General features: G+C 73.1%; 17 protein-coding genes. 12 read left to right on the top strand and 5 right to left on the bottom strand.

What is annotated here, in order from left to right:
* Window positions 1–144: 144 nt before the first annotated feature.
* The gene (gabT, locus tag ACZ6Y1_RS10625) at window positions 145–1,491 is read right to left on the bottom strand and encodes a 4-aminobutyrate--2-oxoglutarate transaminase (protein WP_469625846.1); all 1,347 of its coding nucleotides are present in this window, start codon (window positions 1,489–1,491) and stop codon (window positions 145–147) included.
* Window positions 1,492–1,727: 236 nt separating this feature from the next.
* Here gabT and ACZ6Y1_RS10620 point away from each other — a divergent pair, with 236 nt between their 5' ends.
* From ACZ6Y1_RS10620 to ACZ6Y1_RS10570, 11 genes are all read left to right on the top strand, one after another.
* Window positions 1,728–3,842, top strand: a complete 2,115-nt coding sequence (locus ACZ6Y1_RS10620; RefSeq protein WP_469625844.1) for an ATP-binding protein — start codon at window positions 1,728–1,730, stop codon at window positions 3,840–3,842.
* Window positions 3,843–4,003: 161 nt separating this feature from the next.
* On the top strand, window positions 4,004–5,584 hold the full coding sequence (locus ACZ6Y1_RS10615; RefSeq protein ID WP_469625842.1) for a PucR family transcriptional regulator: 1,581 nt from the start codon (window positions 4,004–4,006) through the stop codon (window positions 5,582–5,584).
* Window positions 5,585–5,850: 266 nt separating this feature from the next.
* Window positions 5,851–7,296, top strand: a complete 1,446-nt coding sequence (locus ACZ6Y1_RS10610) for an aldehyde dehydrogenase family protein (RefSeq protein WP_469625840.1) — start codon at window positions 5,851–5,853, stop codon at window positions 7,294–7,296.
* Between the two features lie 178 nt (window positions 7,297–7,474).
* Window positions 7,475–9,427 carry an acyl-CoA dehydrogenase family protein gene (locus ACZ6Y1_RS10605; protein ID WP_469625839.1) on the top strand — a complete coding sequence of 651 codons (1,953 nt, stop codon included), beginning with the start codon at window positions 7,475–7,477 and terminating at the stop codon, window positions 9,425–9,427.
* A gap of 75 nt (window positions 9,428–9,502) precedes the next feature.
* The gene (locus ACZ6Y1_RS10600) at window positions 9,503–10,843 is read left to right on the top strand and encodes a hypothetical protein (RefSeq protein ID WP_469625836.1); all 1,341 of its coding nucleotides are present in this window, start codon (window positions 9,503–9,505) and stop codon (window positions 10,841–10,843) included.
* A gap of 20 nt (window positions 10,844–10,863) precedes the next feature.
* The gene (dxr, locus tag ACZ6Y1_RS10595) at window positions 10,864–12,117 is read left to right on the top strand and encodes a 1-deoxy-D-xylulose-5-phosphate reductoisomerase (RefSeq protein ID WP_469625834.1); all 1,254 of its coding nucleotides are present in this window, start codon (window positions 10,864–10,866) and stop codon (window positions 12,115–12,117) included.
* A complete protein-coding gene (locus tag ACZ6Y1_RS10590) occupies window positions 12,114–13,415 on the top strand; it encodes a M50 family metallopeptidase (protein ID WP_469625833.1) in 1,302 nt (433 codons plus the stop codon). Before dxr ends, ACZ6Y1_RS10590 begins: the two co-directional genes overlap by 4 nt.
* A 175-nt stretch (window positions 13,416–13,590) precedes the next feature.
* Window positions 13,591–14,748: a flavodoxin-dependent (E)-4-hydroxy-3-methylbut-2-enyl-diphosphate synthase gene (gene ispG, locus ACZ6Y1_RS10585; protein WP_469625830.1), complete on the top strand. Its 1,158-nt coding sequence runs from the start codon at window positions 13,591–13,593 to the stop codon at window positions 14,746–14,748.
* Window positions 14,749–14,905: 157 nt separating this feature from the next.
* Window positions 14,906–15,751: a GNAT family N-acetyltransferase gene (locus tag ACZ6Y1_RS10580; protein ID WP_469625828.1), complete on the top strand. Its 846-nt coding sequence runs from the start codon at window positions 14,906–14,908 to the stop codon at window positions 15,749–15,751.
* Between the two features lie 65 nt (window positions 15,752–15,816).
* Entirely contained in the window at window positions 15,817–16,359 is a 543-nt protein-coding gene (locus ACZ6Y1_RS10575; RefSeq protein ID WP_469625826.1) for a GNAT family N-acetyltransferase, read from the top strand.
* A 52-nt stretch (window positions 16,360–16,411) separates the two neighbouring features.
* Window positions 16,412–18,118, top strand: coding sequence for a proline--tRNA ligase (locus ACZ6Y1_RS10570; RefSeq protein ID WP_469625823.1), 1,707 nt, complete (start codon window positions 16,412–16,414; stop codon window positions 18,116–18,118).
* 205 nt (window positions 18,119–18,323) lie between these two features.
* Here the strand turns inward: ACZ6Y1_RS10570 and ACZ6Y1_RS10565 are convergent, their stop codons facing one another.
* The 4 genes from ACZ6Y1_RS10565 to ACZ6Y1_RS10550 form a co-directional block, all read right to left on the bottom strand.
* Window positions 18,324–19,289, bottom strand: a complete 966-nt coding sequence (locus tag ACZ6Y1_RS10565; RefSeq protein ID WP_469625821.1) for a slipin family protein — start codon at window positions 19,287–19,289, stop codon at window positions 18,324–18,326.
* Between the two features lie 72 nt (window positions 19,290–19,361).
* Window positions 19,362–20,264 carry an aminoglycoside phosphotransferase family protein gene (locus tag ACZ6Y1_RS10560; RefSeq protein WP_469625819.1) on the bottom strand — a complete coding sequence of 301 codons (903 nt, stop codon included), beginning with the start codon at window positions 20,262–20,264 and terminating at the stop codon, window positions 19,362–19,364.
* A 16-nt stretch (window positions 20,265–20,280) separates the two neighbouring features.
* Window positions 20,281–20,739 (bottom strand): ferritin-like domain-containing protein, encoded by a 459-nt coding sequence (locus ACZ6Y1_RS10555; RefSeq protein WP_469625817.1) that lies wholly within the window; start codon window positions 20,737–20,739, stop codon window positions 20,281–20,283.
* Window positions 20,736–21,281, bottom strand: coding sequence for a twin-arginine translocation signal domain-containing protein (locus tag ACZ6Y1_RS10550; protein ID WP_469625814.1), 546 nt, complete (start codon window positions 21,279–21,281; stop codon window positions 20,736–20,738). The genes ACZ6Y1_RS10555 and ACZ6Y1_RS10550 overlap by 4 nt, the downstream gene beginning before the upstream one ends.
* A 157-nt stretch (window positions 21,282–21,438) precedes the next feature.
* Here ACZ6Y1_RS10550 and rimP point away from each other — a divergent pair, with 157 nt between their 5' ends.
* A complete protein-coding gene (rimP, locus tag ACZ6Y1_RS10545; protein WP_030161476.1) occupies window positions 21,439–21,936 on the top strand; it encodes a ribosome maturation factor RimP in 498 nt (165 codons plus the stop codon).

Here is a 21,936-nt window from a genome sequence, read left to right as displayed (position 1 = left end):
ATCTGCAGAAACCGTACGGCAGCGGAAGGGGGACCGACAGCACGAACGCGCTCTTGCCATCGGCCCCCCACAGCTTCTTCACAGCGCCCGACCGTTACCGCGGGTACCGGCCGGGCGCTGCGATCGGACGTTCTATACGTTCGATCAGATCTCCGTGCCGATACCGGCGAACGCGGCCTCGATGAGGTCCAGGCCCTCGTTCAGCAGGTCCTCGCCGATCACGATCGGCGGCAGGAAGCGGAGCACGTTGCCGTAGGTGCCGCAGGTGAGGACGAGCAGGCCCTCGGCGTGGCAGGCCTTGGCGAGGGACGCGGCCGCCTCCGGGAACGGGGTCTTGGAGACCGGGTCCTTCACGAGCTCGATCGCGATCATCGCGCCGCGGCCGCGGATGTCGCCGATGATGTCGTACTTCTCCTGCATCTTGGAGAGGCGGGACTTCATGATGGACTCGATGTTCTTCGCCGCGGCGTTGAGGTCGAGCTCCTTCATGGTCTCGATGGAGCCGAGCGCACCGGCGCACGCCACCGGGTTGCCGCCGTAGGTGCCGCCCAGGCCGCCCGCGTGGGCGGAGTCCATGATCTCGGCGCGGCCGGTCACGGCGGCGAGCGGCAGACCGCCCGCGATGCCCTTGGCGGTGGTGATCAGGTCGGGGACGATGCCCTCGTCCTCGCACGCGAACCACTGGCCGGTGCGGCAGAAGCCGGACTGGATCTCGTCGGCGACGAAGACGATGCCGTTCTCGTTGGCGAACTTCACGATCGCCGGGAGGAAGCCCTTGGCCGGCTCGATGAAGCCGCCCTCGCCGAGGACCGGCTCGATGATGATCGCGGCGACGTTCTCGGCGCCGATCTGCTTGGTGATCTGGTCGATCGCCTGGGCGGCGGCCTCGGGGCCGCAGTTCTCGGCACCGGTGGGCCAGCGGTAGCCGTAGGCGACCGGGACGCGGTAGACCTCGGGGGCGAACGGGCCGAAGCCCTGCTTGTACGGCATGTTCTTCGAGGTCAGCGCCATCGTGAGGTTCGTACGGCCGTGGTAGCCGTGGTCGAAGACGACGACGGCCTGGCGCTTGGTGTACGCACGGGCGATCTTGACGGCGTTCTCGACGGCCTCGGCGCCGGAGTTGAACAGCGCCGACTTCTTGGCGTGCGTGCCCGGGGTCAGCTCGGCCAGCGCCTCGCAGACCTCGACGTAGCCCTCGTACGGGGTGACCATGAAACAGGTGTGGGTGAAGTCGGCGAGCTGCGCGGAGGCGCGGCGCACGACGGCCTCGGCGGAGGCGCCGACGGAGGTCACGGCGATGCCGGAGCCGAAGTCGATCAGGCGGTTGCCGTCGACGTCCTCGATGATGCCGCCGCCCGCGCGGGCCGTGAAGACGGGGAGCACGGAGCCCACGCCGCCGGCCACGGCCTCAAGGCGGCGGGCCTGCAGCTCCTGCGACTTGGGGCCGGGGATCGCGGTGACGAGCTTGCGCTCCTGCGGGACAGCGGTCATAGGGAGCTCCCTGGGGGTGATTTCGGACGCACTTGTGTCTTTGTCCGCAGGCTAGGCCCGGGGGCGGGTGTCCTGCATGCTCCGTTCGGGAGTGGTGCCCGCGTGTCCTTGTCCGCGACGGCCATAGGAGGGATGTGCGGCATGTCTTGTGGATCATGACCGGGTACGGGCCGAAGGTGCGGGCCGGGCACTAGATTGAGCGGCGCAGCACCGGAACTGGCAGGGGGCAGGGGTTCATGGACACCGAGGGCACGTACGGCACTGACAAGGGGCGGCCGTCCGCCCCTGCCGGGCACATCCCCCGTCCGTCCGCGCCCCCAGGCGTGCCGCCGAGGCCCGCGCAACCACCGACCGCCGGCCCCACCCTCGGCGCGTGGCTGCGGGGCGCCCGTGCGTCGGACGGGCCGGGGGTCTGGTCGTACGGGCACGTGCCGCGGGTCGCCGCCGAGCCCGAGGTCATCCCGGTCCGGCAGCTCGTCAGCGGCGCCCTGATCTCCCTCCTCGCAGGTCTGCTTCTGTGGTCCCTGCTGTGGAACGGCTACTTGGGCGGGTTCTGGCTCTGGCCGCTGTACATGTTCACGCCGGACTCGTGGGCCGGGACGATGCCCGCCGTCGTCGCGGCGTACATCTGGTACGGCATTGTCGGTCTCATCCTCGTCATCGGCTTCGGCCGCCTCGGCCGCTGGCCCGAGCTGGCCCGCCGATTGGTCCGCAGTCGAGCAGTCCGGGCCGTCCAGACGGCCGTCCCGGCCGTCGCGGGGCCCCAGGAGGGTGGCCCTGACGACCCCGCACACTGGCCGCAGCTGCGCGCCGCGGGGCTGGCCGAGGTGGCCGACCGGCTGGAGGGTGAGGTGCGGGGCGGGGGGATGAACGACGTGGACTTTGCGCGGATCCGCAGGGCCTGGGAGTCCGTGCAGGCCGATCCCGGCCGGCGGGTTGCCTTCGTCGATGCCGTGCGGGAGAAGGGCGGCGCCGCCTGCGGGCACCCCTCCGGGGCGCGGGACCTGCCCGTCAGGGCGGCCCGGCACGATCTGCTCGTCCGGCAGGTACGCCTCGGCACCGTCGAGGACGATCCCCGCAACCCCTACGCCCGCCGCGGCACCGGCCTCGCCCTCGATCCCGGAGTGCTCGGCACCTCCCTTCTCGCCGTCGGGCCCTCCGGGGCCGGGAAGACGGGGCGCCTCGTGCGGCCCGTCGTCGAGTCGCTCGCGCTGCAGGCCCTCGCCGGGCAGGCCGCCGTCGTCGCCGTCGGAGCGGCCGGGGCGCAGCTCGGGCCCGACGCGGCCTACGACGTCGTCGTCCGCGTCGGCGACCCCGCATCCGTCTACGACCTCGACCTCTACGGCGGCACCACCGACCCCGACGAGGCCGCCACCCTCCTCGCCGAGGGTTTCGTCGGGGACGTCCCCGGCATCGACGTACGCCGCGCCGCGACCGCCCTCGCGCAGCTGCTCGGGCCCTTCCGGACGGCGTACGGGCGCTTCCCCGCCGTGCCCGAGCTGCGGGGCCTGCTCGACCGGGTCCAGCCGGCCCTCGACGGACTGCGGAGCGCCCTGGAGGACGCCGGGGAGCACGCCATGCTCCGCGACCTCGACGCGCGCGAGCGGCAGTACGGGGCCCACGGCGACCCCGGGCCCGCCCTCGCCGACCGCGTGGCCCTGCTGGACCGGCCCGCCTTCGCCGGCTTCTTCGACACCACCGGGCAGGGGCGGCCCTTCTCGCTGCGCGCCCTGGAGCACCCGATCCGGGTCCGGGTGGACCTGCCCGAGCGCGCGCACGCCGACGCCTCCCGGATGCTGGCCCGGCTGCTCCTCGCCCAGTTCAACGCGGCCGCCGCGGCCCGCGCCGACCGCTCCCTCTTCGCGCTCCTCGCCCTCGACGACGCCTCCCACACCCTGACCCCCGAGACCGTCCGCGGCGTACAGCGGCTGCGCTCCGCCCACGCCGGGGTGCTGCTCACGCTGCGCACGCTGGACGACGTACCGGAGGCCCTGCGCACCCCGCTGCTCGGGGCGGTCGGCTGCCGGATGGCCTTCTCCGGGGTCACCACCTGGGACGGCAAGCGCTTCGCCGAGGCCTGGGGCACCGAGTGGGTCGAGACCCGCGACGTCACCCACCGCACCGTCTTCGCCGACCAGCCGCTGACCCGCGCCATCCACACCTTCCGCAAACTCGTCACCGGCAAGGCCGTCACCACGGACGCAGTGACCGTGCGCCAGGTCGAGCGCGAACGCTGGTCCGCCTCCGACCTCGCCCACGCGGTGCCCCCGGGCTCCGCCGTGCTGTCGCTGACCTCGGTGCGAGGGGAGCGGGCGGCGCCGCTGCTGGTACGGCTGGCCGGATCGGCCTGAACCACCCCCGGACCCGTACGAGGTGGCAGAATCGAGGGGAGCCGTTCATACGGCACGGCGAAAAGCCCCTGCGGTCGTTCTGGTGCTCTGTACGCCTCCGGCCGCCGTCCCCCGGCCCGCCCCTCCGTCGCCCCCTCCCCGCCGAAGGCCCCTGGTAACCGATGCCGCTCACCCTCGCCTCACTCGTCCAGCACTCGGCGCTCAAACTCGGTGTCCGGGCGGGGCAGAGCCGCCTCGACACCCCCGTGCGCTGGGCCCACGTCAGCGAGCTCGCCGACCCCGTCCCCTACATGGAGGGCGGGGAGCTGCTGCTGATCACCGCGATGAAGCTGGACGCGGAGGATCCCGAGGAGATGCTCCGCTACGTACGCCGCCTCGCCGCGGCCGGCGTCGTCGGCATCGGCTTCGCCATCGGGGTCAACTACGAGGCGATCCCAGAAGCCCTGGTCGAGGCCGCGCGGGCCGAGGAGATGCCGCTGCTGGAGGTACCGCGCAAGACCCCCTTCCTCGCGATCAGCAAGGCCGTCTCGGCGGCCCTCGCCGCGGACCAGTACCGGGCCGTGACCGCCGGCTTCGAGGCGCAGCGGGAGCTGACGCGGGCCGCGCTGTCCGCGGAGGGCCCCGCCGAGCTGCTCGGCAAGCTGGCGGCGCACGTGCAGGGCTGGGCCGCGCTCTACGACACCTCGGGCGCCGTCGTCGCCGCGGCCCCCGACTGGGCCGCCCGCCGGGCCGCCCGGCTCACCCCCGACGTGGAGCGGCTGCGGGACCGGCCCGCGCCCGCCAGCGCGGTGGTCGGCGGCGCGGAGGACCGGGTCGAGCTCCAGTCGCTCGGCACCGGGCGCCGGGCCCGCGGCGCACTGGCCGTCGGCACCGCGGCCCCGCTGGGCACGGCCGAGCGGTACGCCGTGCACTCCGCCGTCGCCCTGCTCACCCTCACCACCGAGCGCTCCCGCTCCCTGCACGACGCCGAGTCCCGGCTCGGCGCGGCGGTGCTGCGGATGCTGCTGGCGGGGGAGGCGGAGCACGCCCGCTCCGTGGCCGGGGACCTGTACGGGGCCCTCCTGGAGGCGCCCTTCCGGCTGATCGTGGCCGAACCGGCGCTCCCCGGCACGGCGCAGCCGGAGGGCCTGGCCCTGCTGGCCGACGCGGTGGAGTCGGCGGCCGCCCGTACCGGCGAGGCGCTGCTGGTGGTGCCCGAGCCGGGCCGGCTCGTGGTGCTGGCCTCCGACGCGGGGTCGGCCGTACAGGCGTGCGTGGAGCACGCCGAGGCCCTGGAGGCCAGGCGCGGCCGGGACACCAGCGGGCCGGAGCCCGACGAACTGGTGGTCGGCCTGTCCGCACCGGCCGGGCCGGGCACGGTGGCGGCCGCCCTGAAGCAGGCCGACCAGGCCCTCGCGGTGGCCCGCAGGCGCGGCCGGCCGATGGTGGAGCACGAGGACATGGCGGCGGGCTCGGTCCTGCCGCTGCTCGCCGACGACGCGGTACGGGCCTTCGCCGAGGGCACGCTGCGGGCGCTGCGCGAGCACGACGCGACCGGGCGGGGCGACCTGGTGGCCTCCCTGCAGGCCTGGCTCTCCCGGCACGGCCAGTGGGACGCGGCCGCCGCCGACCTCGGCGTCCACCGGCACACCCTGCGCTACCGGATGAAGCGCGTCGAGGAGATCCTCGGCCGCTCCCTGGAGGACCCGGACGTCCGCATGGAACTGTGGCTCGCCCTCAAGGCCAGTTCGACTCCGTCGTAGGTACCGGTGAGAGCGCCGGGCGCGGCGCCGTTGCCGGGGGCGCTGCCCCCGGACCCCCGCTCCTCGAACGCCGGAGGGGCTGGTTCTGCCTCCGGCGGCGCTCGCGCGTCGGCGGGCCCGGCACGGCGGGGTGGCTGCCGGACACTGACAAAGCGGCGCGCCCCCGACACGGGGTACTACACGCCGGACAAACGCCGAATCCCCGCCGGAGTCCTACGGTGGAGGGGACAAGGACCCACCGCACACTCCGAAGGGCCGGGATTCGCATGACTTCCACCCACGCCTTCTGGCTCGCCGGCCGCCAGGCCACCGGCGAGGACAGCTTCGATGTCCACTCCCCGTGGGACGGACGCCTCGTCGGCACCGTCAGCGTGCCCACCGACGCGCAGGTCGAAGAGGCCGTGGCCGCGGCGTACGCCGTGACGGCGGAGTTCTCCGCGACCCCCGCCCACGTACGGGCCGCCGCCCTGGACCACGTGTCCAAGCGGCTCGTCGAGCGCACGGAGGAGATCGCCCAGCTGATCTCCGCCGAGAACGGCAAGCCGATCAAGTGGGCCCGCGGTGAGGTCGGCCGTGCGGTGTCCGTGTTCCGTTTCGCCGCCGAAGAGGCCCGCCGCTTCAACGGCGGAGAGGCCCAGCGCCTCGACACCGACGCCGGTGGCGTCGGCCGTCTCGCCCTGACGCGCCGCTTCGTCAAGGGTCCGGTCCTCGGCATCGCGCCGTTCAACTTCCCGCTGAACCTGTGCGCCCACAAGGTGGCCCCCGCCATCGCCGTCGGCGCGCCGATCATCCTCAAGCCCGCCCCGGCCACGCCGCTCTCCGGCCTGATCCTGGGCGAGCTGCTCGCCGAGACCGACCTCCCGGCCGGTTCCTGGTCGGTCCTGCCGGTCGCGAACGACAAGATGCCGGCCCTGGTGAAGGACGAGCGTCTGCCCGTCATCTCCTTCACCGGTTCCGACACCGTCGGTTACGCCATCCAGCAGTCGGTGCCCCACAAGCACTGCACCCTGGAGCTCGGCGGCAACGCCGCGGCCGTCGTCCTGGACGACTGGACCTCCGAGGCGGACCTCGACTGGGCCGCGACCCGTATCGCGACCTTCTCGAACTACCAGGCCGGCCAGTCCTGCATCTCCGTGCAGCGCGTGATCGCCGACGCCTCCGTCTACGACCGCCTCGTGGAGAAGGTCGTCGCGAAGGTCCAGGCGCAGGTCACCGGTGACCCCTCCGACGACGCCACCGACGTCGGCCCCCTCGTCTCCGAGGACGCCGCCAAGCGTGTCGAGTCCTGGGTCGAGGAGGCCGTGTCCGCGGGCGCCAAGCTCCTCACCGGCGGCAAGCGCGAGGGTGCCTCGTACGAGCCCACCGTCCTGGCCCACGTCCCGGACGGCGTCAAGCTCGCCACCGAAGAGGTGTTCGGCCCGGTCCTGACGCTGACGAAGGTCGAGAACACCGACGAGGCCTTCGCCGCCGTCAACGACTCGAAGTTCGGCCTGCAGACCGGCGTCTTCACCCGCAACGTCCAGACCGCGTTCCGCGCCCACCGCGAGCTCGAGGTCGGCGGTGTCATCGTCGGCGACGCGCCGTCCTACCGCGCCGACCAGATGCCGTACGGCGGCGTCAAGCAGTCCGGTGTGGGCCGCGAGGGCGTCCGCTACGCGATGGACGACTACACGTACGAGCGAGTCCTGGTCCTGACCGGCCTCGACATCTGATCTCGTACGGCCATTGAGCCGACGGCCGGAGCCCACTGTGCGGGGGCTCCGGCCGTCTCCTTTTCGCCCACCCGGCCCAAGCCGGATTTTCCCCGCCGCCCGAAACGGGTACGTCTGACAGGTAGTACCGGCCGGTAGGCCGGTTCCACCCGACTCCCGCGGCGAGGTGAGCCCGCTCATGTCCGCAACACAGCCCGCACGTCCCGTAACCCCCAAGGTGACCGAGCGCGAGGCACGGCAGGTCGCGGAAGCGGCCCGGGAACAGGACTGGCGCAAGCCCAGCTTCGCCAAGGAGCTCTTCCTGGGGCGGTTCCGCCTCGACCTGATCCATCCCCACCCGCTCCCCGCCGACGAGGACGTCCGGCGCGGCGAGGCCTTCCTGGCCCGGCTGAGGGAATTCTGCGAGAACGAGATCGACGGGCAGCGCATCGAGCGCGAGGCGCGGATCCCCGACGAGACCGTGCGCGGGCTGAAGGAGCTCGGCGCGCTCGGCATGAAGATCGACCCCAAGTACGGCGGCCTCGGCCTGACCCAGGTCTACTACAACAAGGCGCTCGCCCTCGTCGGCTCCGTCAGCCCCGCCATCGGCGCCCTGCTCTCCGCGCACCAGTCGATCGGCGTGCCCCAGCCGCTGAAGATGTTCGGCACGCAGGCCCAGAAGGACGCCTACCTGCCGCGCTGCGCCACCACCGCCATCAGCGCCTTCCTGCTCACCGAACCGGACGTCGGCTCCGACCCGGCCCGGCTGGCCACCACGGCCGTCCCCGACGGGGACGACGCGTACGTCCTCGACGGCGTGAAGCTGTGGACCACCAACGGGGTCGTCGCCGACCTGCTCGTCGTGATGGCCCGGGTCCCGAAGAGCGAGAACCACCGGGGCGGGATCACCGCCTTCGTCGTCGAGGCCGACTCGCCCGGCATCACCGTCGAGCACCGCAACGCCTTCATGGGCCTGCGCGGCCTGGAGAACGGCGTCACCCGCTTCCACCGGGTGCGGGTCCCCGCCGACCAGCGCATCGGGGCCGAGGGCGCCGGCCTCAAGATCGCCCTGACCACCCTGAACACCGGCCGGCTCTCCCTGCCGGCCATGTGCGTCGGCGCCGGCAAGTGGTGCCTGAAGATCGCCCGCGAGTGGGCCGGCGTGCGCGAGCAGTGGGGCCGCCCCGTCGCGAACCACGAGGCCGTCGGCGCCAAGATCTCCTTCATCGCCGCCACCACCTTCGCCCTGGAAGCGGTCGTCGACCTCGCCTCCCAGATGGCCGACGAGGACCGCAACGACATCCGCATCGAGGCCGCCCTCGCCAAGCTCTACGGCTCCGAGATGGCCTGCCTGATGGCCGACGAGCTCGTCCAGATCCGCGGCGGCCGGGGCTTCGAGACCGCCGAATCGCTGGCCGCGCGCGGAGAGCGGGCCGTCCCGGCCGAACAGATGCTCCGCGACCTGCGCATCAACCGGATCTTCGAGGGCTCGACCGAGATCATGCACCTGCTGATCGCCCGCGAGGCCGTCGACGCCCACCTGTCCGTCGCCGGCGACCTCATCGACCCGGAGAAGGCGCTCGGCGACAAGGCGAAGGCGGGAGCCCGCGCCGCCGGCTTCTACGCCCGCTGGCTGCCCAAGCTCGCCACCGGCGCCGGCCAGGTCCCCGGCACCTACCGCGCCTTCCACCCGGCCGGCCACCCCGACCTCGCCAACCACCTGCGCTATGTCGAGCGCGGCGCCCGCAAACTCGCCCGTTCCACCTTCTACGCGATGTCCCGCTGGCAGGGCCGAATGGAGACCAAACAGGGCTTCCTCGGCCGCGTCGTCGACATCGGCGCCGAACTCTTCGCGATGAGCGCGGCCTGCGTCCGCGCCGAGCACCTGCGCTCCACCGGGGACCACGGCCGCGAGGCCTACCAGCTCGCCGACGCCTTCTGCGAGCAGTCCCGGCTCCGCGTCGAGGAACTCTTCGGACGCCTCTGGTCCAACACCGACGACCTCGACCGCAAGGTCGTCGCGGGCGTCCTCACCGGCACCTACGCCTGGCTCGAAGAAGGGATCATCGACCCCTCCGGCGACGGCCCCTGGATCGCGGACGCCACCCCCGGCCCCTCCACCCACCCGAACGTCCACCGTCCCATCCGCTGACGCCCGGCCCGTCGGCTGAGATCATCTCCGCACGCGGAAAGGCGTACCGGAGCGGCGACGGGGAATCGGATGCATGTGGACGTCGACAGACAGAGCAGGCGGCTGGCCTGGTGCGTGGCACTGCTCCTGCGCCACGCACCGGACGGCGTCGCGGCGGGCCTGCTCGGCCGCCTCGACCCGTCCACCCGCCGCTACCTGAGCCGCGACGAACACCTCCCGGCCCCCGTCGTCACGCTCCTGCTGCGCGACGGCACCGACGAGGACCGCCGCACCATCGCCCGCAACCCGCACGTGCGGGGCCGCCCGCTGCCCGGCCTGCCCGGCCCCGCACGGTACGCGCGCCGCCCCGCGCCCTCACCGGAACTGCTCGCCACCCTCGGCTCCGAGCTGGGCCGCGAGGTGGGCCCCGACGCCCCGCCCCTGACCGGTGACGAGGTCCTCGCACTGCTGCGCCGCCACGGCGCCCACCGGCCGCGCGTCCCGCTCGACGTGCTGGCCCTGCCCCACGCGCTCGACCCCGCGGCACTGGTGCGCGAGCACGCCCGCGCCCCGCTGCCGCCCGGTTCCGCCGAGGCGCTGCTGCTCACCGGTGGGCTCGGCAGGCGGGAGTGCCTCGCGCTGCTCGACACGCGCGCCCGGACCGCGTACGGACCCCACTGGCACCGGCCCGCCGTCCGCGCCGTGCGCACCGGCACCCTCACCTTCGACGAGCTCGCGCACTGCGTCGCCCCCGCCCACCGGACCCTCCTGCTGGGCCAGGCGCACGCCACCGGCCGCTTCGCCTGGAACCTCGACGAGTGGGCGGGCATGCGCGCGGCGCTGCGCCGGGTGCTGCGCCCCGCGCTGGGCGACGACCCGCGCCTGTGGGCGGAGCTGCACCGGCACGCCCACGCGTTCCCGGGCACCCTCCCGGAGCTGGCCGCCGCTGTGGCGGCCGGGACGGTGCCGGTGGCGTCGGGCCCGGCCGCGCCCGCCGTGCCCGGCCTCACCCGGGCCATCGACGCCCTGGCCCCCCGCTCCGTCGCGCCCGGCGACGATCCGCAGCGTGAACTGGCCCTGGCCAGCCTCGCCGTGCCCAACGCCATGGGCGACCTCGGAGAGGACATCCGCTGGGTCCGCGCCTGCCTGGACAGCGGGGTGCTGACCGGCACCGACGTCATCCGGCACAAGGCCCCCGCGGCCTGGGCGCTGGACGAGGACCACTGGCTCGGGGACGTGGACCACCCCGACCGGCACGACCGCCCGCAGGCCGTGCTGGACGCCCGGGCCGAGGCCGACCGCCTCTTCGAGACGGCCCTGCGCCGGGACACCGGGGCCTGGTGGCGCGCGGCCCGCTCGCTCCCCGAGTTCGCCGGAACGCTGCCCGAGCTCCTCGCCGCCGTCGTACAGGGGGACTCCGTGTCCAAGCCGTCGTGAGTTGCGGCAACAATGGGGGCATGAGCGACAGCCCAGCCCCCCTCGCCGACCCGCACCTCCTCTTCGACCCCGCGGCCGGCCGCCGGGACATCGTCATCCTCGGGTCCACCGGCTCCATCGGCACCCAGGCGATCGACCTGGCCCTGCGCAACCCCGACCGGTTCCGCGTGACCGCGCTGTCCGCCGCGGGCGGCCGGGTCGGACTGCTGGCCGAGCAGGCCCGCCGGCTGCGGGTCGAGAAGGTCGCCGTCGCCCGTGAGGACGTCGTACCCGCGCTCAAGGAGGCGCTGAACGGCCAGTACGGGGCCGGGGAGCCGCTGCCGGAGATCCTGGCCGGGCCCGACGCGGCGGCCGAGCTCGCCGCCTCCGAGTGCCACACCGTCCTCAACGGCATCACCGGTTCGATCGGCCTGGCGCCGACCCTCGCCGCGCTGCGGGCGGGCCGAACGCTGGCCCTGGCCAACAAGGAGTCGCTGATCGTCGGCGGTCCGCTGGTCAAGGCCCTCGCGAAGCCCGGCCAGATCATCCCGGTGGACTCCGAGCACGCGGCCCTCTTCCAGGCCCTCGCCGCCGGTACCCGGGCCGATGTGCGCAAGCTCGTCGTCACCGCCTCCGGCGGGCCCTTCCGCGGTCGCACCCGCGCCGAGCTGGCCGCCGTCACCGTCGAGGACGCGCTGGCCCACCCCACGTGGGCGATGGGCCCGGTCATCACCGTCAACTCGGCGACCCTGGTCAACAAGGGACTGGAGGTCATCGAGGCGCATCTGCTCTACGACATCCCCTTCGACCGCATCGAGGTCGTCGTCCACCCGCAGTCCTACGTCCACTCGATGGTGGAGTTCACGGACGGCTCCACCCTCGCCCAGGCCACCCCGCCGGACATGCGCGGTCCGATCGCGATCGGTCTCGGCTGGCCCCAGCGGGTCCCGGACGCGGCGCCCGCCTTCGACTGGACCAAGGCGTCCACCTGGGAGTTCTTCCCCCTGGACACCGAGGCCTTCCCGTCGGTGGGCCTGGCCCGGCACGTCGGGACCCTCGGCGGCACCGCCCCGGCCGTGTTCAACGCGGCCAACGAGGAGTGCGTCGAGGCGTTCCTGGCCGGCCGGCTGCCGTTCACAGCAATCATGGATACGGTCTCTGCCGTGGTCGGTGAGCACGGGACGCCGGCGTCGGGAACCTCCCTGACCGTCGAGGACGTCCTTGAAGCAGAGGCCTGGGCCAGGGCCCGGGCGCGGGAGATGGCGGCTCGGGCCGCCGTGGAGGCGCGCGCATGACAGTTCTGATGACGGTGCTCGGGGTCGTGATCTTCGCCTTCGGCCTGCTGGTCTCCATCGCCTGGCACGAGCTGGGGCACCTCTCCACGGCCAAGCTCTTCGGCATCCGCGTGCCGCAGTACATGGTCGGTTTCGGCCCGACCGTCTGGTCGCGGATGAAGGGCGAGACCGAGTACGGGATCAAGGCCATCCCGATGGGCGGCTACATCCGCATGATCGGGATGTTCCCGCCCGGCGAGGACGGCAAGGTGACCGCCCGGTCCACCTCGCCGTTCCGGTCGATGATCGAGGACGCGCGCTCGGCCGCGTACGAGGAACTCCAGCCCGGCGACGAGAGCAGGCTCTTCTACACGCGCAAGCCGTGGAAGCGCGTGATCGTGATGTTCGCCGGCCCGTTCATGAACCTGGTCCTGGCCGTGGCGATCTTCGTCACCACCCTGATGACCTTCGGGCTGAACACGCAGACCACCTCGGTCCAGACGGTCTCGGACTGCGTCATCCAGCAGAGCGAGAAGCGCGACAAGTGCGCCCCCGGCGACCCGGCCGCCCCCGCCAAGGCCGCGGGCCTGAAGGCGGGCGACAAGATCGTCGCCTTCAACGGCCGCCCCGTCGACGACTGGTCCGCCCTGCAGAAGGACATCCGGGCCACCGTCGGCCCCGCGAGCCTGACGGTCGAGCGGGACGGCCGGCGCGTGGACCTCCAGGCCACCCTGATCGAGAACAAGGTCGCCAAGACGGACGGCAGCGGCAAGTACGTCAAGGACCAGTACGTCACCGCGGGCTTCCTCGGCTTCACCCCCGCCCCCGGCTACGTCCCGCAGTCCTTCGGCCAGTCCGTCGACCGCATGGGCGAGATGATGCAGGCCGGCGTGCAGTCGCTGGTGCAGCTGCCGTCCAAGGTCCCTGACCTGTGGAACGCGGCCTTCAACGGGGCCGAGCGCAAGCAGGACAGCCCGATGGGCGTCGTCGGCGCGGCCCGGGTCAGCGGGGAGATCTTCACCCTCGACATCCCCGCCCAGCACCAGCTCGTCTTCTTCCTCAACCTGCTGGCCGGCTTCAACCTCTCGCTGTTCCTGTTCAACATGCTCCCGCTGCTCCCGCTGGACGGCGGGCACATCGCGGGAGCCCTGTGGGAGTCGTTCCGCCGCCACCTGGCGCGGATCTTCCGGCGCCCCGACCCGGGCCCCTTCGACGTGGCGAAGCTGATGCCCGTCGCGTACGTGGTGGCCGGTGTGTTCATCTGCTTCACGCTGCTGGTGATGGTCGCCGACGTGGTGAACCCGATCAAGATCACCTAGCGGCCGGGGCCGTTCCACCGAACCGCGGAGAGCCGGGCACGGATCGTGCCCGGCTCCCTACGTTCGGGTGGCGCACCCCCTCGGATGCGAGGGGGGCCCGGGGATTGCCGTAATCTCGGAGGCTGGAGCCCGCCGAATTCGGGACCTTGATCCACACCTTGGGGTTGCACAGCAGATGACTGCCATCTCTCTCGGAATGCCGGCCGTGCCGACGAAGCTTGCCGACCGCAGGGTCAGCCGCAAGATCCAGGTCGGTTCCGTGGCCGTCGGCGGAGACTCACAGATCTCGGTGCAGTCGATGACGACCACCCGGACCTCCGACATCGGCGCCACCCTCCAGCAGATCGCCGAGCTGACCGCCTCCGGCTGCGACATCGTCCGCGTGGCCTGCCCGACGCAGGACGACGCCGACGCGCTCGCCGTGATCGCGAAGAAGTCGCAGATCCCGGTCATCGCCGACATCCACTTCCAGCCCAAGTACGTGTTCGCCGCGATCGACGCCGGCTGCGCCGCCGTCCGCGTGAACCCGGGCAACATCAAGCAGTTCGACGACAAGGTCAAGGAGATCGCGAAGGCCGCGAACGACGCGGGCACCCCGATCCGGATCGGCGTCAACGCGGGCTCCCTCGACGCCCGGCTGCTGAAGAAGTACGGCAAGGCCACCCCCGAGGCGCTGGTCGAGTCCGCGCTGTGGGAGGCCTCCCTCTTCGAGGAGCACGGCTTCAGCGACATCAAGATCTCGGTCAAGCACAACGACCCGGTCGTGATGGTCAACGCCTACCGCCAGCTCGCCGCCCAGTGCACCTACCCGCTGCACCTCGGCGTCACCGAGGCCGGACCCGCCTTCCAGGGCACCATCAAGTCCGCCGTCGCCTTCGGCGCGCTGCTCTCCGAGGGCATCGGCGACACCATCCGCGTCTCCCTCTCGGCCCCGCCCGTCGAGGAGGTCAAGGTCGGCATCCAGATCCTGGAGTCGCTGAACCTCAAGCCGCGCCGCCTGGAGATCGTCTCCTGCCCGTCCTGCGGCCGCGCCCAGGTCGACGTCTACAAGCTGGCCGAGGAGGTCACGGCGGGCCTGACGGGCATGGAGGTCCCGCTGCGCGTCGCGGTCATGGGCTGCGTCGTCAACGGGCCCGGCGAGGCCCGCGAGGCCGACCTCGGCGTCGCCTCCGGCAACGGCAAGGGCCAGATCTTCGTGAAGGGCGAGGTCATCAAGACCGTCCCCGAGTCGAAGATCGTGGAGACCCTCATCGAAGAGGCGATGAAGATCGCCGAGCAGATGGAGAAGGACGGCGTGACGAGCGGCGAGCCCACCGTCGCCATCGGCGTCTGACCCGGACCCCGAACCCGGCCTTCCACGGCATGCCCCCGGCCCCGTTCCCGCAGCTCGCGGGCGGGGCCGGGGTCTTTTCGTGACCCGCTGGACCGGGCATCCTCCGGCCCCGGCGGGTACAGTGCGGAGATCAGCAGACTTGTACCGTGAGGCCCCCGTGTTGACGCAGACCACCACAAGGGTCCTTGAACCCAGTGATCTCGACGCCGCGCTCGAAGTCCTCGGACGCGAGCCGGTCGAGAACGCCTTCGTCGCCTCCCGGGTCCAGGTCGCCGGGCTCGACCCCTGGCGCCTGGGCGGTGAGATGTGGGGCTGGTACGCCGACGGAGAGCTCCGCTCCCTCTGCTACGCCGGAGCCAACCTGGTCCCCGTCTGCGCCGGACCCGACGCCGTACGCGCCTTCGCCGACCGGGCCCGCCGCACCGGCCGCCGCTGCTCCTCCATCGTCGGCCCCGCCGACGCCACCCGGCTGCTGTGGCGGCTCCTGGAGCCCGGCTGGGGTCCGGCCCGCGAGGTCCGCTCCCACCAGCCGCTCATGGTCATCGAGCACTCGTCGACGACGGTCGCCCCCGACCCCCTGGTCCGCCGGATCCGCAAGGACGAGATGGACCTGATCATGCCCGCCTGCGTGGCCATGTTCACCGAGGAGGTCGGCATCTCCCCGATGGCCGGCGACGGCGGACTGCTCTACCAGGCCCGCGTCGCCGAGCTCGTCGGCACGGGCCGCTCCTTCGCCCGCGTCGAGGACGGCAAGGTCGTCTTCAAGGCGGAGATCGGCGCCGCCACCGCCAAGGCCTGCCAGATCCAGGGCGTGTGGGTGGCCCCGGAATTCCGCGGCCGCGGCCACTCCGAGACCGGCATGGCCGCCGTCGTCGACTACGCCCTGCGCGACGTCGCCCCCGTGGTCAGCCTGTACGTCAACGACTTCAACACCGCGGCGCGGGCCGCGTACCGGCGCGTCGGCTTCCGAGAGGTCGGCGCGTTCATGAGCGTGCTCTTCTGAACGCCCCGGCCCCGAACGGGGGCTGGCATACCGGCGCGCCGGTACCGCGCAGTAAGGTCAGCCGCATGCTGCCTTCCGGACTGAGCATCGGCCCCCTCGACCTCGCCGCCCGCGTGGACGAGGCCCTGCGCGTGCAGGCCGTCGCCTTCGGCCTCAGCGAGGAGGAGGTCGGCATCCGGCGCTACATCGTCCAGCGCCACATGACCTGCCCGGGAGCCCGCGCACTCGGCGCGTTCACCGAGGACGGCGCCCTCACCGGATTCGTGTACGGGATGCCGAACGACCGCCGCCACTGGTGGTCGGGCATCGTCGAGCCCTACCTGCGGGCCGGCGGGCACGAAGCCTGGCTCGACGGCTCCTTCGTCATCACCGAACTGCACGTCCACCCGGGCTTCCAGGGCCACGGCGTCGGCCGCGAGCTGATCACCCGCATCACCGACAGCGCCGACGAGCCGCGCTCGATCCTCTCCGCCATCGACACCGAGAGCCCCGCCCGCGGCCTCTACCGGGCCCTCGGCTACCGGGACCTCGCCCGCCAGGTCCTCTTCCCGAGCGCGAGCCTCCCGTACGCCGTCATGGGCGCCGAACTGCCCCTGCGCAGGCCCTGAGAGGGGCGAAACCGGTTTCCGGGGCCCGCGCGCGCCCCGGTAGCCTCCCGACATGTCCACACACCACCGCACACCTCCCGTGCAGCGCATGTCCCGCCTCATGGCCAAGACCCTCCGCGAGGACCCGGCCGACGCCGAGACCCTCAGCCACCGGCTGCTGGTCCGGGCCGGCTACGTCCGGCGCAGCTCGGCCGGTGTGTGGACCTGGCTGCCGCTCGGCAAGCGGGTGCTGGACAACGTCTCGCGCGTGGTCCGCGAGGAGATGGACGCGATCGGCGCCCAGGAGGTGCTGCTCCCCGCGCTGCTGCCCAAGGAGCCCTACGAGGTCAGCGGCCGCTGGTCGGAGTACGGGGACCTGCTGTTCCGCCTCCGGGACCGCAAGGGCGCCGACTACCTGCTCGGCCCCACCCACGAGGAGATCTTCACCCTGGTCGTGAAGGACCAGTGCACCTCGTACAAGGACCTGCCGGTCATGCTCTACCAGATCCAGACCAAGTACCGGGACGAGGCGCGGCCCCGCTCAGGGGTGCTGCGCGGGCGCGAGTTCCAGATGAAGGACTCGTACTCCTTCGACGTCTCCGACGAGGGCCTGGCGGAGTCCTACCGGCTGCACCGCGAGGCGTACGTCCGCATCTTCACCCGGCTCGGCCTGGACCACCGGATCGTGTCGGCGGTGTCCGGGGCGATGGGCGGCTCGGCGTCCGAGGAGTTCCTGGCCCCCGCGGCCGCGGGCGAGGACACCTTCGTGGACTGCCCGTCCTGCGACTACGCGGCGAACACCGAGGCGGTCACCTTCGCCCTGACCCCGGTCGCCGGGGAGCACCCCGCTCCGGAGGACGTGGACACCCCCGACACCCCGACGATCGAGACGCTGGCGGCGCAGCTGGGCGTCCCCGCCTCGGCGACGCTGAAGAACCTGCTGGTGAAGGTCGACGGCGAGATCACGGCCGTGGGCGTGCCGGGGGACCGGGAGGTGGACCTCGGCAAGCTGGGCGAACACCTGGCCCCGGCCGTCGTCGAGCTCGTCACGGCGGAGGACTTCGCCGACCGACCCGACCTCGTACGCGGTTACGTGGGCCCGCAGGGCCTGGACAAGGTCCGCTACCTCGCCGACCCGCGGGTGGCGCCTGGCACGTCGTGGGTCACCGGGGCCAACCGGGTGGACACCCACACCCGGAACGTGGTCTGCGGCCGCGACTTCGAGGTCGACCGGTACCTCGACGTGGTGGTCGTGGAACCGGGCGACCCCTGCCCGCACTGCGGTGCCGGGCTGGTTCTCGACCGGGCCATCGAGATCGGTCACATCTTCCAGCTCGGCCGCAAGTACGCGGACGCGTTCGAGCTCGACGTCCTGGGGAGGGAGGGCAAGCCGGTACGGGTCACCATGGGCTCGTACGGCATCGGCGTCTCCCGGGCGGTGGCGGCGCTGGCCGAGCAGTCGGCCGACGAGCGCGGGCTGTGCTGGCCGGCGGAAGTGGCGCCGGCCGACGTCCACGTGGTGGCCGCGGGCAAGTCAGCCCAGCAGGAGCTTGCCGCCTCGGCCGCGGACGCCCTCGCGGAGGCCGGCCTCCGCGTCCTCCTGGACGACCGCGCGGGCCTGTCGCCGGGGGTGAAGCTCACCGACGCGGAGCTGATCGGGGTCCCCTGGATCCTGGTGGCGGGGCGCCGGGCCGCGGAGTCGGTGGTCGAACTCCAGAACCGCCGCACGGGCGCCCGCGAGGAACTCCCCCTGGCGGAAGCCCTGTCCCGCCTGACGTAACCCCGACGGGCGGGCGCCTGGCGTAGTGCCGGGTGCCGCTGCGCGGTGCCGTTCCCCTACCCGCCCCTTCCCGAAACCGGGGCTCCGCCCCGGACCCCGGTTCTCAAGCGCCGGACGGGCAGCCTCGCCGGCGTTTGAGGCGAGGGTCCGGGCGGAGCCCGGGGAACGGTGGAAGGGCGGGGAGGGGACAGGCCCCGCGCAGCGGCTAGCCGGGGGCCCCGCCCGCCCCCGGGCGCGGCAGGACCGGCCCGTCGCCCCCCGTTGGCGCAGAGCCGTTCACGACCTCCCGGCCCGCGGGAAACCCCTCGCCCGCCGACTCGGACCCCGCCGACTCGGCCCCCTCCGCAGCGGGAGATTCCACGCCGCTCGGGCGGGAGGCCGCGGCGTCCGGTTCGGGGGGCGTCGCCGCAGGCGGGGCCGCGCGTTCGAGGAAGCGAAGGAGTTCCACCGGGAACGGCAGCACCAGGGTGGAGTTCTTCTCCGCCGCCACCGCCACCACCGTCTGCAGCAACCGCAGCTGCAGCGCCGCCGGCTGGTCCGACATCACCCCCGCCGCCTCGGCGAGCTTGTGCGAGGCCTGGAGCTCCGCGTCCGCGTTGATCACGCGCGCCCTCCGCTCCCGGTCAGCCTCCGCCTGCCGTGCCATCGACCGCTTCATCGTCTCCGGCAGGGAGACGTCCTTGATCTCGACCCGGTCGATCTGCACGCCCCAGCCCACCGCCGGGCTGTCGATCATCAGCTCCAGGCCCTGGTTGAGCATCTCCCGGTTGGAGAGCAGGTCGTCCAGGTCGGACTTGCCGATGATCGACCGCAGCGAGGTCTGCGCCATCTGCGAGACGGCGAAGCGGTAGTCCTCCACGGCCACGATCGCGTTGGCCGGGTCGACGACCTTGAAGTACACGACCGCGTCCACCCGGACCGTGACGTTGTCCCGCGTGATGCCCTCCTGCGCCGGCACCGGGAGGGTCACGATCTGCATGTTGACCTTCCGCATCCGGTCGATCACGGGAACGATCGCCGCGAAGCCGGGCGTCCGTATCTCGTCGCGCAGCCGGCCGAAGCGGAAGACCACGCCCCGCTCGTACTGCTTCACCACCCGGGCCGCCGCGCCCATGTAGACCGCGATGCCCACACCGGCGGCGATCGCCGCCGTCAGCAGCTGTTCGACCATGACGGCCCCCTGCTGTGCCTGCCGCAGACCCCATGTCACATACCGGACATGCCTACCTATTCACGGTATGCCCTACAGCCAGGCCGCGAACTCCAGCAGCTGCTCCGCGTCCCGCCGCCGTCCGGCGGCCAGCGCGCGGTTGCCCGATTCCACCGCCCGGAACAGCGTCCAGCCCCGCAGCCGCTCCCGGTCCACCTCCAGGGCGTCCGCCAGCCGCTGCACCCGACGCCGGGCGCCCGCCGCACCCGTGGACGAGGCCACCTGGTCCTCCAGCCGGTCCCGGGCCAGCCGTGCCAGGTCGTACGCCCGCTCACCGACCAGCGGCTCGGGACCCACCGTCAGCCACGGCGCCCGGTCGCCCGCCAGGACCTTGCCCTGCCGGAAGTTCCCGTGCAGCAGCAACTCCTCCGGGGGAGCGGCGGCGAGCTCCTCGCGCACCGCCAGCGCGGTGTCCGCGAGCGCCCGGACCTCCGGCGGAGCCGTACGCAGCGCCTCGGACTGCCGCTGCGTGCGCGCCGCCACCGACTCGAAGCCGTGCCCGGCCGGCGGGGCCACCCACAGCCGGCGCAGCGTGCCGCTGGCCTCCAGCAGCGCCTTCGCCTCGGGCAGCGACCGCAGCGAGACCTCCGCGTGCAGCCGCTCCAGCAGCAGCGCCCCGTCCTCGTCGTGGTAGCGCGTGTCGAGCACGCGTACGGCCCCGAAGCCGCCCCAGTGCGCCAGCGCGGCCAGCTCCAGGTCGGGGCGGGCGTACGGGGGCGCCATCTTCAGGGCGGCCGGGGTCCCGTCGGCGTACCGCACGAGGACGACCAGACTGCTCCGGCCGCCCGGGGCCTGCACCCGCTGGGCCTGCAGCCCGCGCCGGGACAGGGCGACGGCGGTGTGACCGGGCAGCTGTCCCAGCCACTGCGCGTCCTGCTCCGTCTGCGGCATCTCGCCGAGCGCCTTCACAAGCCGCTGCGGCGGTTCGAAAGCCATGCGTTGGTGGTCCCTTTCAGCTGTGCTTGGCTCGATCCGATCGTTCCGGGAGCCCAGGGAAGGCTACGCCGACACCGCGCCACCGTGCCGCGCGGACGGCCGCTGCGCTCAGCGCGTCGGCCGCCTCGCGGCGCAGAGCGCCCTGCGCGGCCCGCACCAGGTCGGCGTAGGCGCCGGCCACCCGGTCCTCGATATCGGCGGCCAGCCGCTCGGCGTCGGCCGGGGTGCGCACCTCGAAGGGCAGCGTGTACGCGGCCTCCGCCGCCCGGGGCGTACCGCCCAGCCCCCGCACGGTACGGGTCAGCGCGTCGCGGCGGGCGAGGTGGACGCCGTAGGCCTCCCGGGCCTGGGTCGCGCGGGCACCGGTGGTGCGCGCGCCGATGACGCCGTAGCCGTACGCCGCCGCGTGCTCGGCGGCGAGGGCGGCCTGGGCGGCCGGCAGGGGGTTCCCCTCGGGGGAGGGTCCGGCACTCACGACGCGGCTCCGGGGTTCGAGGTCAGCAGGTGGGCGTGGACGGCACCGCAGGCGGCCAGCGAGGCGAGCAGCCGCGCCAGCTCCCCGGGTGCTCCGGCGAGCTCGCCGGTGCGGGCCTCGGACAGCTTGCGCTCCGCGTCCGCGAGGGCGGTCAGGGCCTCGGCGGGCTGCGGCGGCACCGGCTCCGCGCTGCCCGTGGGCGCGGCGGCACCCACGGGGCCGGGCGGGGAGGCGGGGGCGGCGGAGCGGGAGGCCGCGGCGGCCGGGGCCAGGGCCGCCACGTGCGCGGCGACCGCCGCGCGCAGCGGAGCGAGCTGCCCGTCCAGCGCGGGGTGGGCAGCGCGCGTGGTGTCGTAACGTTCCAGCAGCCGCTCACTGTCACGAACGGCCGCCTCCCGCATCCGCCGTTCGAGTGGAATCCGCGTCTCCTCCTGGGGGGAGGGGCCGCCGGAGCACCCGGTCAGCAGCGCGGCGCCCGCCGCACCGGCGGCGCCGGCGAGCAGGCTCCTTCGCGAGGGCCTGAAAGGCAAGGTCCAGGGCACGGGGACGTCCTCGGGGGTGATGGGCGGGGCAGGGTGTGATCACGGTACCCGGGGCCCTGTCCACAGGGCGGACGGCAACACCCTCCGCGACCGGATACCCTTTGACCTGACGCACGACGGAAACCACAACAGCACACGCGGCCGAGGAGTCACCCGGATGAGCACCACCCAGAGCGACAGGCTGCGCGGACTGCTGGAGCCGCTCGTCGCCGCCAAGGGCCTGGACCTCGAGGACATCGAGATGTCGAAGGCCGGCAAGCGCCGGATGCTGCGGATCATCGTGGACTCCGACGAGGGCGTGGAGCTGGACGCGTGCGCCGAGCTGAGCCGTGAGGTCTCCGACAAGCTCGACGAATCCGACGTGATGGGCGAGGACGAGTACGTCCTCGAAGTGAGCTCCCCGGGCGCGGACCGCCCGCTGACCGAGCACCGTCACTACGTCCGGGCGATCGACCGCCTCGTGAAGTTCCAGCTCGCCGAGGGCGGGGAACTGATCGCCCGCATCCTCGACGTGGACGACGAGGGAATGGACCTCGAGGTCCCGGGCGTGAAGGGCCGCAAGGCGACCGCCCGCCGCATTGCTTTCACCGACATCGCCAAGGCGCGTGTCGAGATCGAGTTCAACCGCAAGGACAAGAAGGAAGAGGAGGCGTAG

The organism is Streptomyces sp. NPDC053432 (genome assembly GCF_055585365.1).
Note: the sequence above shows the minus strand (reverse complement) of the source record. Positions and strands in the feature narration are given on the sequence as shown.

Excerpts from the sequence above, each read along its gene's own strand:
- gabT (WP_469625846.1), bottom strand. The coding sequence starts at position 1,491 with ATGACCGCTGTCCCGCAGGAGCGCAAGCTCGTCACCGCGATCCCCGGC.
- ACZ6Y1_RS10620 (WP_469625844.1), top strand. The coding sequence starts at position 1,728 with ATGGACACCGAGGGCACGTACGGCACTGACAAGGGGCGGCCGTCCGCC.
- ACZ6Y1_RS10615 (WP_469625842.1), top strand. The coding sequence starts at position 4,004 with ATGCCGCTCACCCTCGCCTCACTCGTCCAGCACTCGGCGCTCAAACTC.
- ACZ6Y1_RS10610 (WP_469625840.1), top strand. The coding sequence starts at position 5,851 with ATGACTTCCACCCACGCCTTCTGGCTCGCCGGCCGCCAGGCCACCGGC.
- ACZ6Y1_RS10605 (WP_469625839.1), top strand. The coding sequence starts at position 7,475 with ATGTCCGCAACACAGCCCGCACGTCCCGTAACCCCCAAGGTGACCGAG.
- dxr (WP_469625834.1), top strand. The coding sequence starts at position 10,864 with ATGAGCGACAGCCCAGCCCCCCTCGCCGACCCGCACCTCCTCTTCGAC.
- ACZ6Y1_RS10590 (WP_469625833.1), top strand. The coding sequence starts at position 12,114 with ATGACAGTTCTGATGACGGTGCTCGGGGTCGTGATCTTCGCCTTCGGC.
- ispG (WP_469625830.1), top strand. The coding sequence starts at position 13,591 with ATGACTGCCATCTCTCTCGGAATGCCGGCCGTGCCGACGAAGCTTGCC.
- ACZ6Y1_RS10575 (WP_469625826.1), top strand. The coding sequence starts at position 15,817 with ATGCTGCCTTCCGGACTGAGCATCGGCCCCCTCGACCTCGCCGCCCGC.
- ACZ6Y1_RS10570 (WP_469625823.1), top strand. The coding sequence starts at position 16,412 with ATGTCCACACACCACCGCACACCTCCCGTGCAGCGCATGTCCCGCCTC.
- ACZ6Y1_RS10565 (WP_469625821.1), bottom strand. The coding sequence starts at position 19,289 with ATGGTCGAACAGCTGCTGACGGCGGCGATCGCCGCCGGTGTGGGCATC.
- ACZ6Y1_RS10560 (WP_469625819.1), bottom strand. The coding sequence starts at position 20,264 with ATGGCTTTCGAACCGCCGCAGCGGCTTGTGAAGGCGCTCGGCGAGATG.
- rimP (WP_030161476.1), top strand. The coding sequence starts at position 21,439 with ATGAGCACCACCCAGAGCGACAGGCTGCGCGGACTGCTGGAGCCGCTC.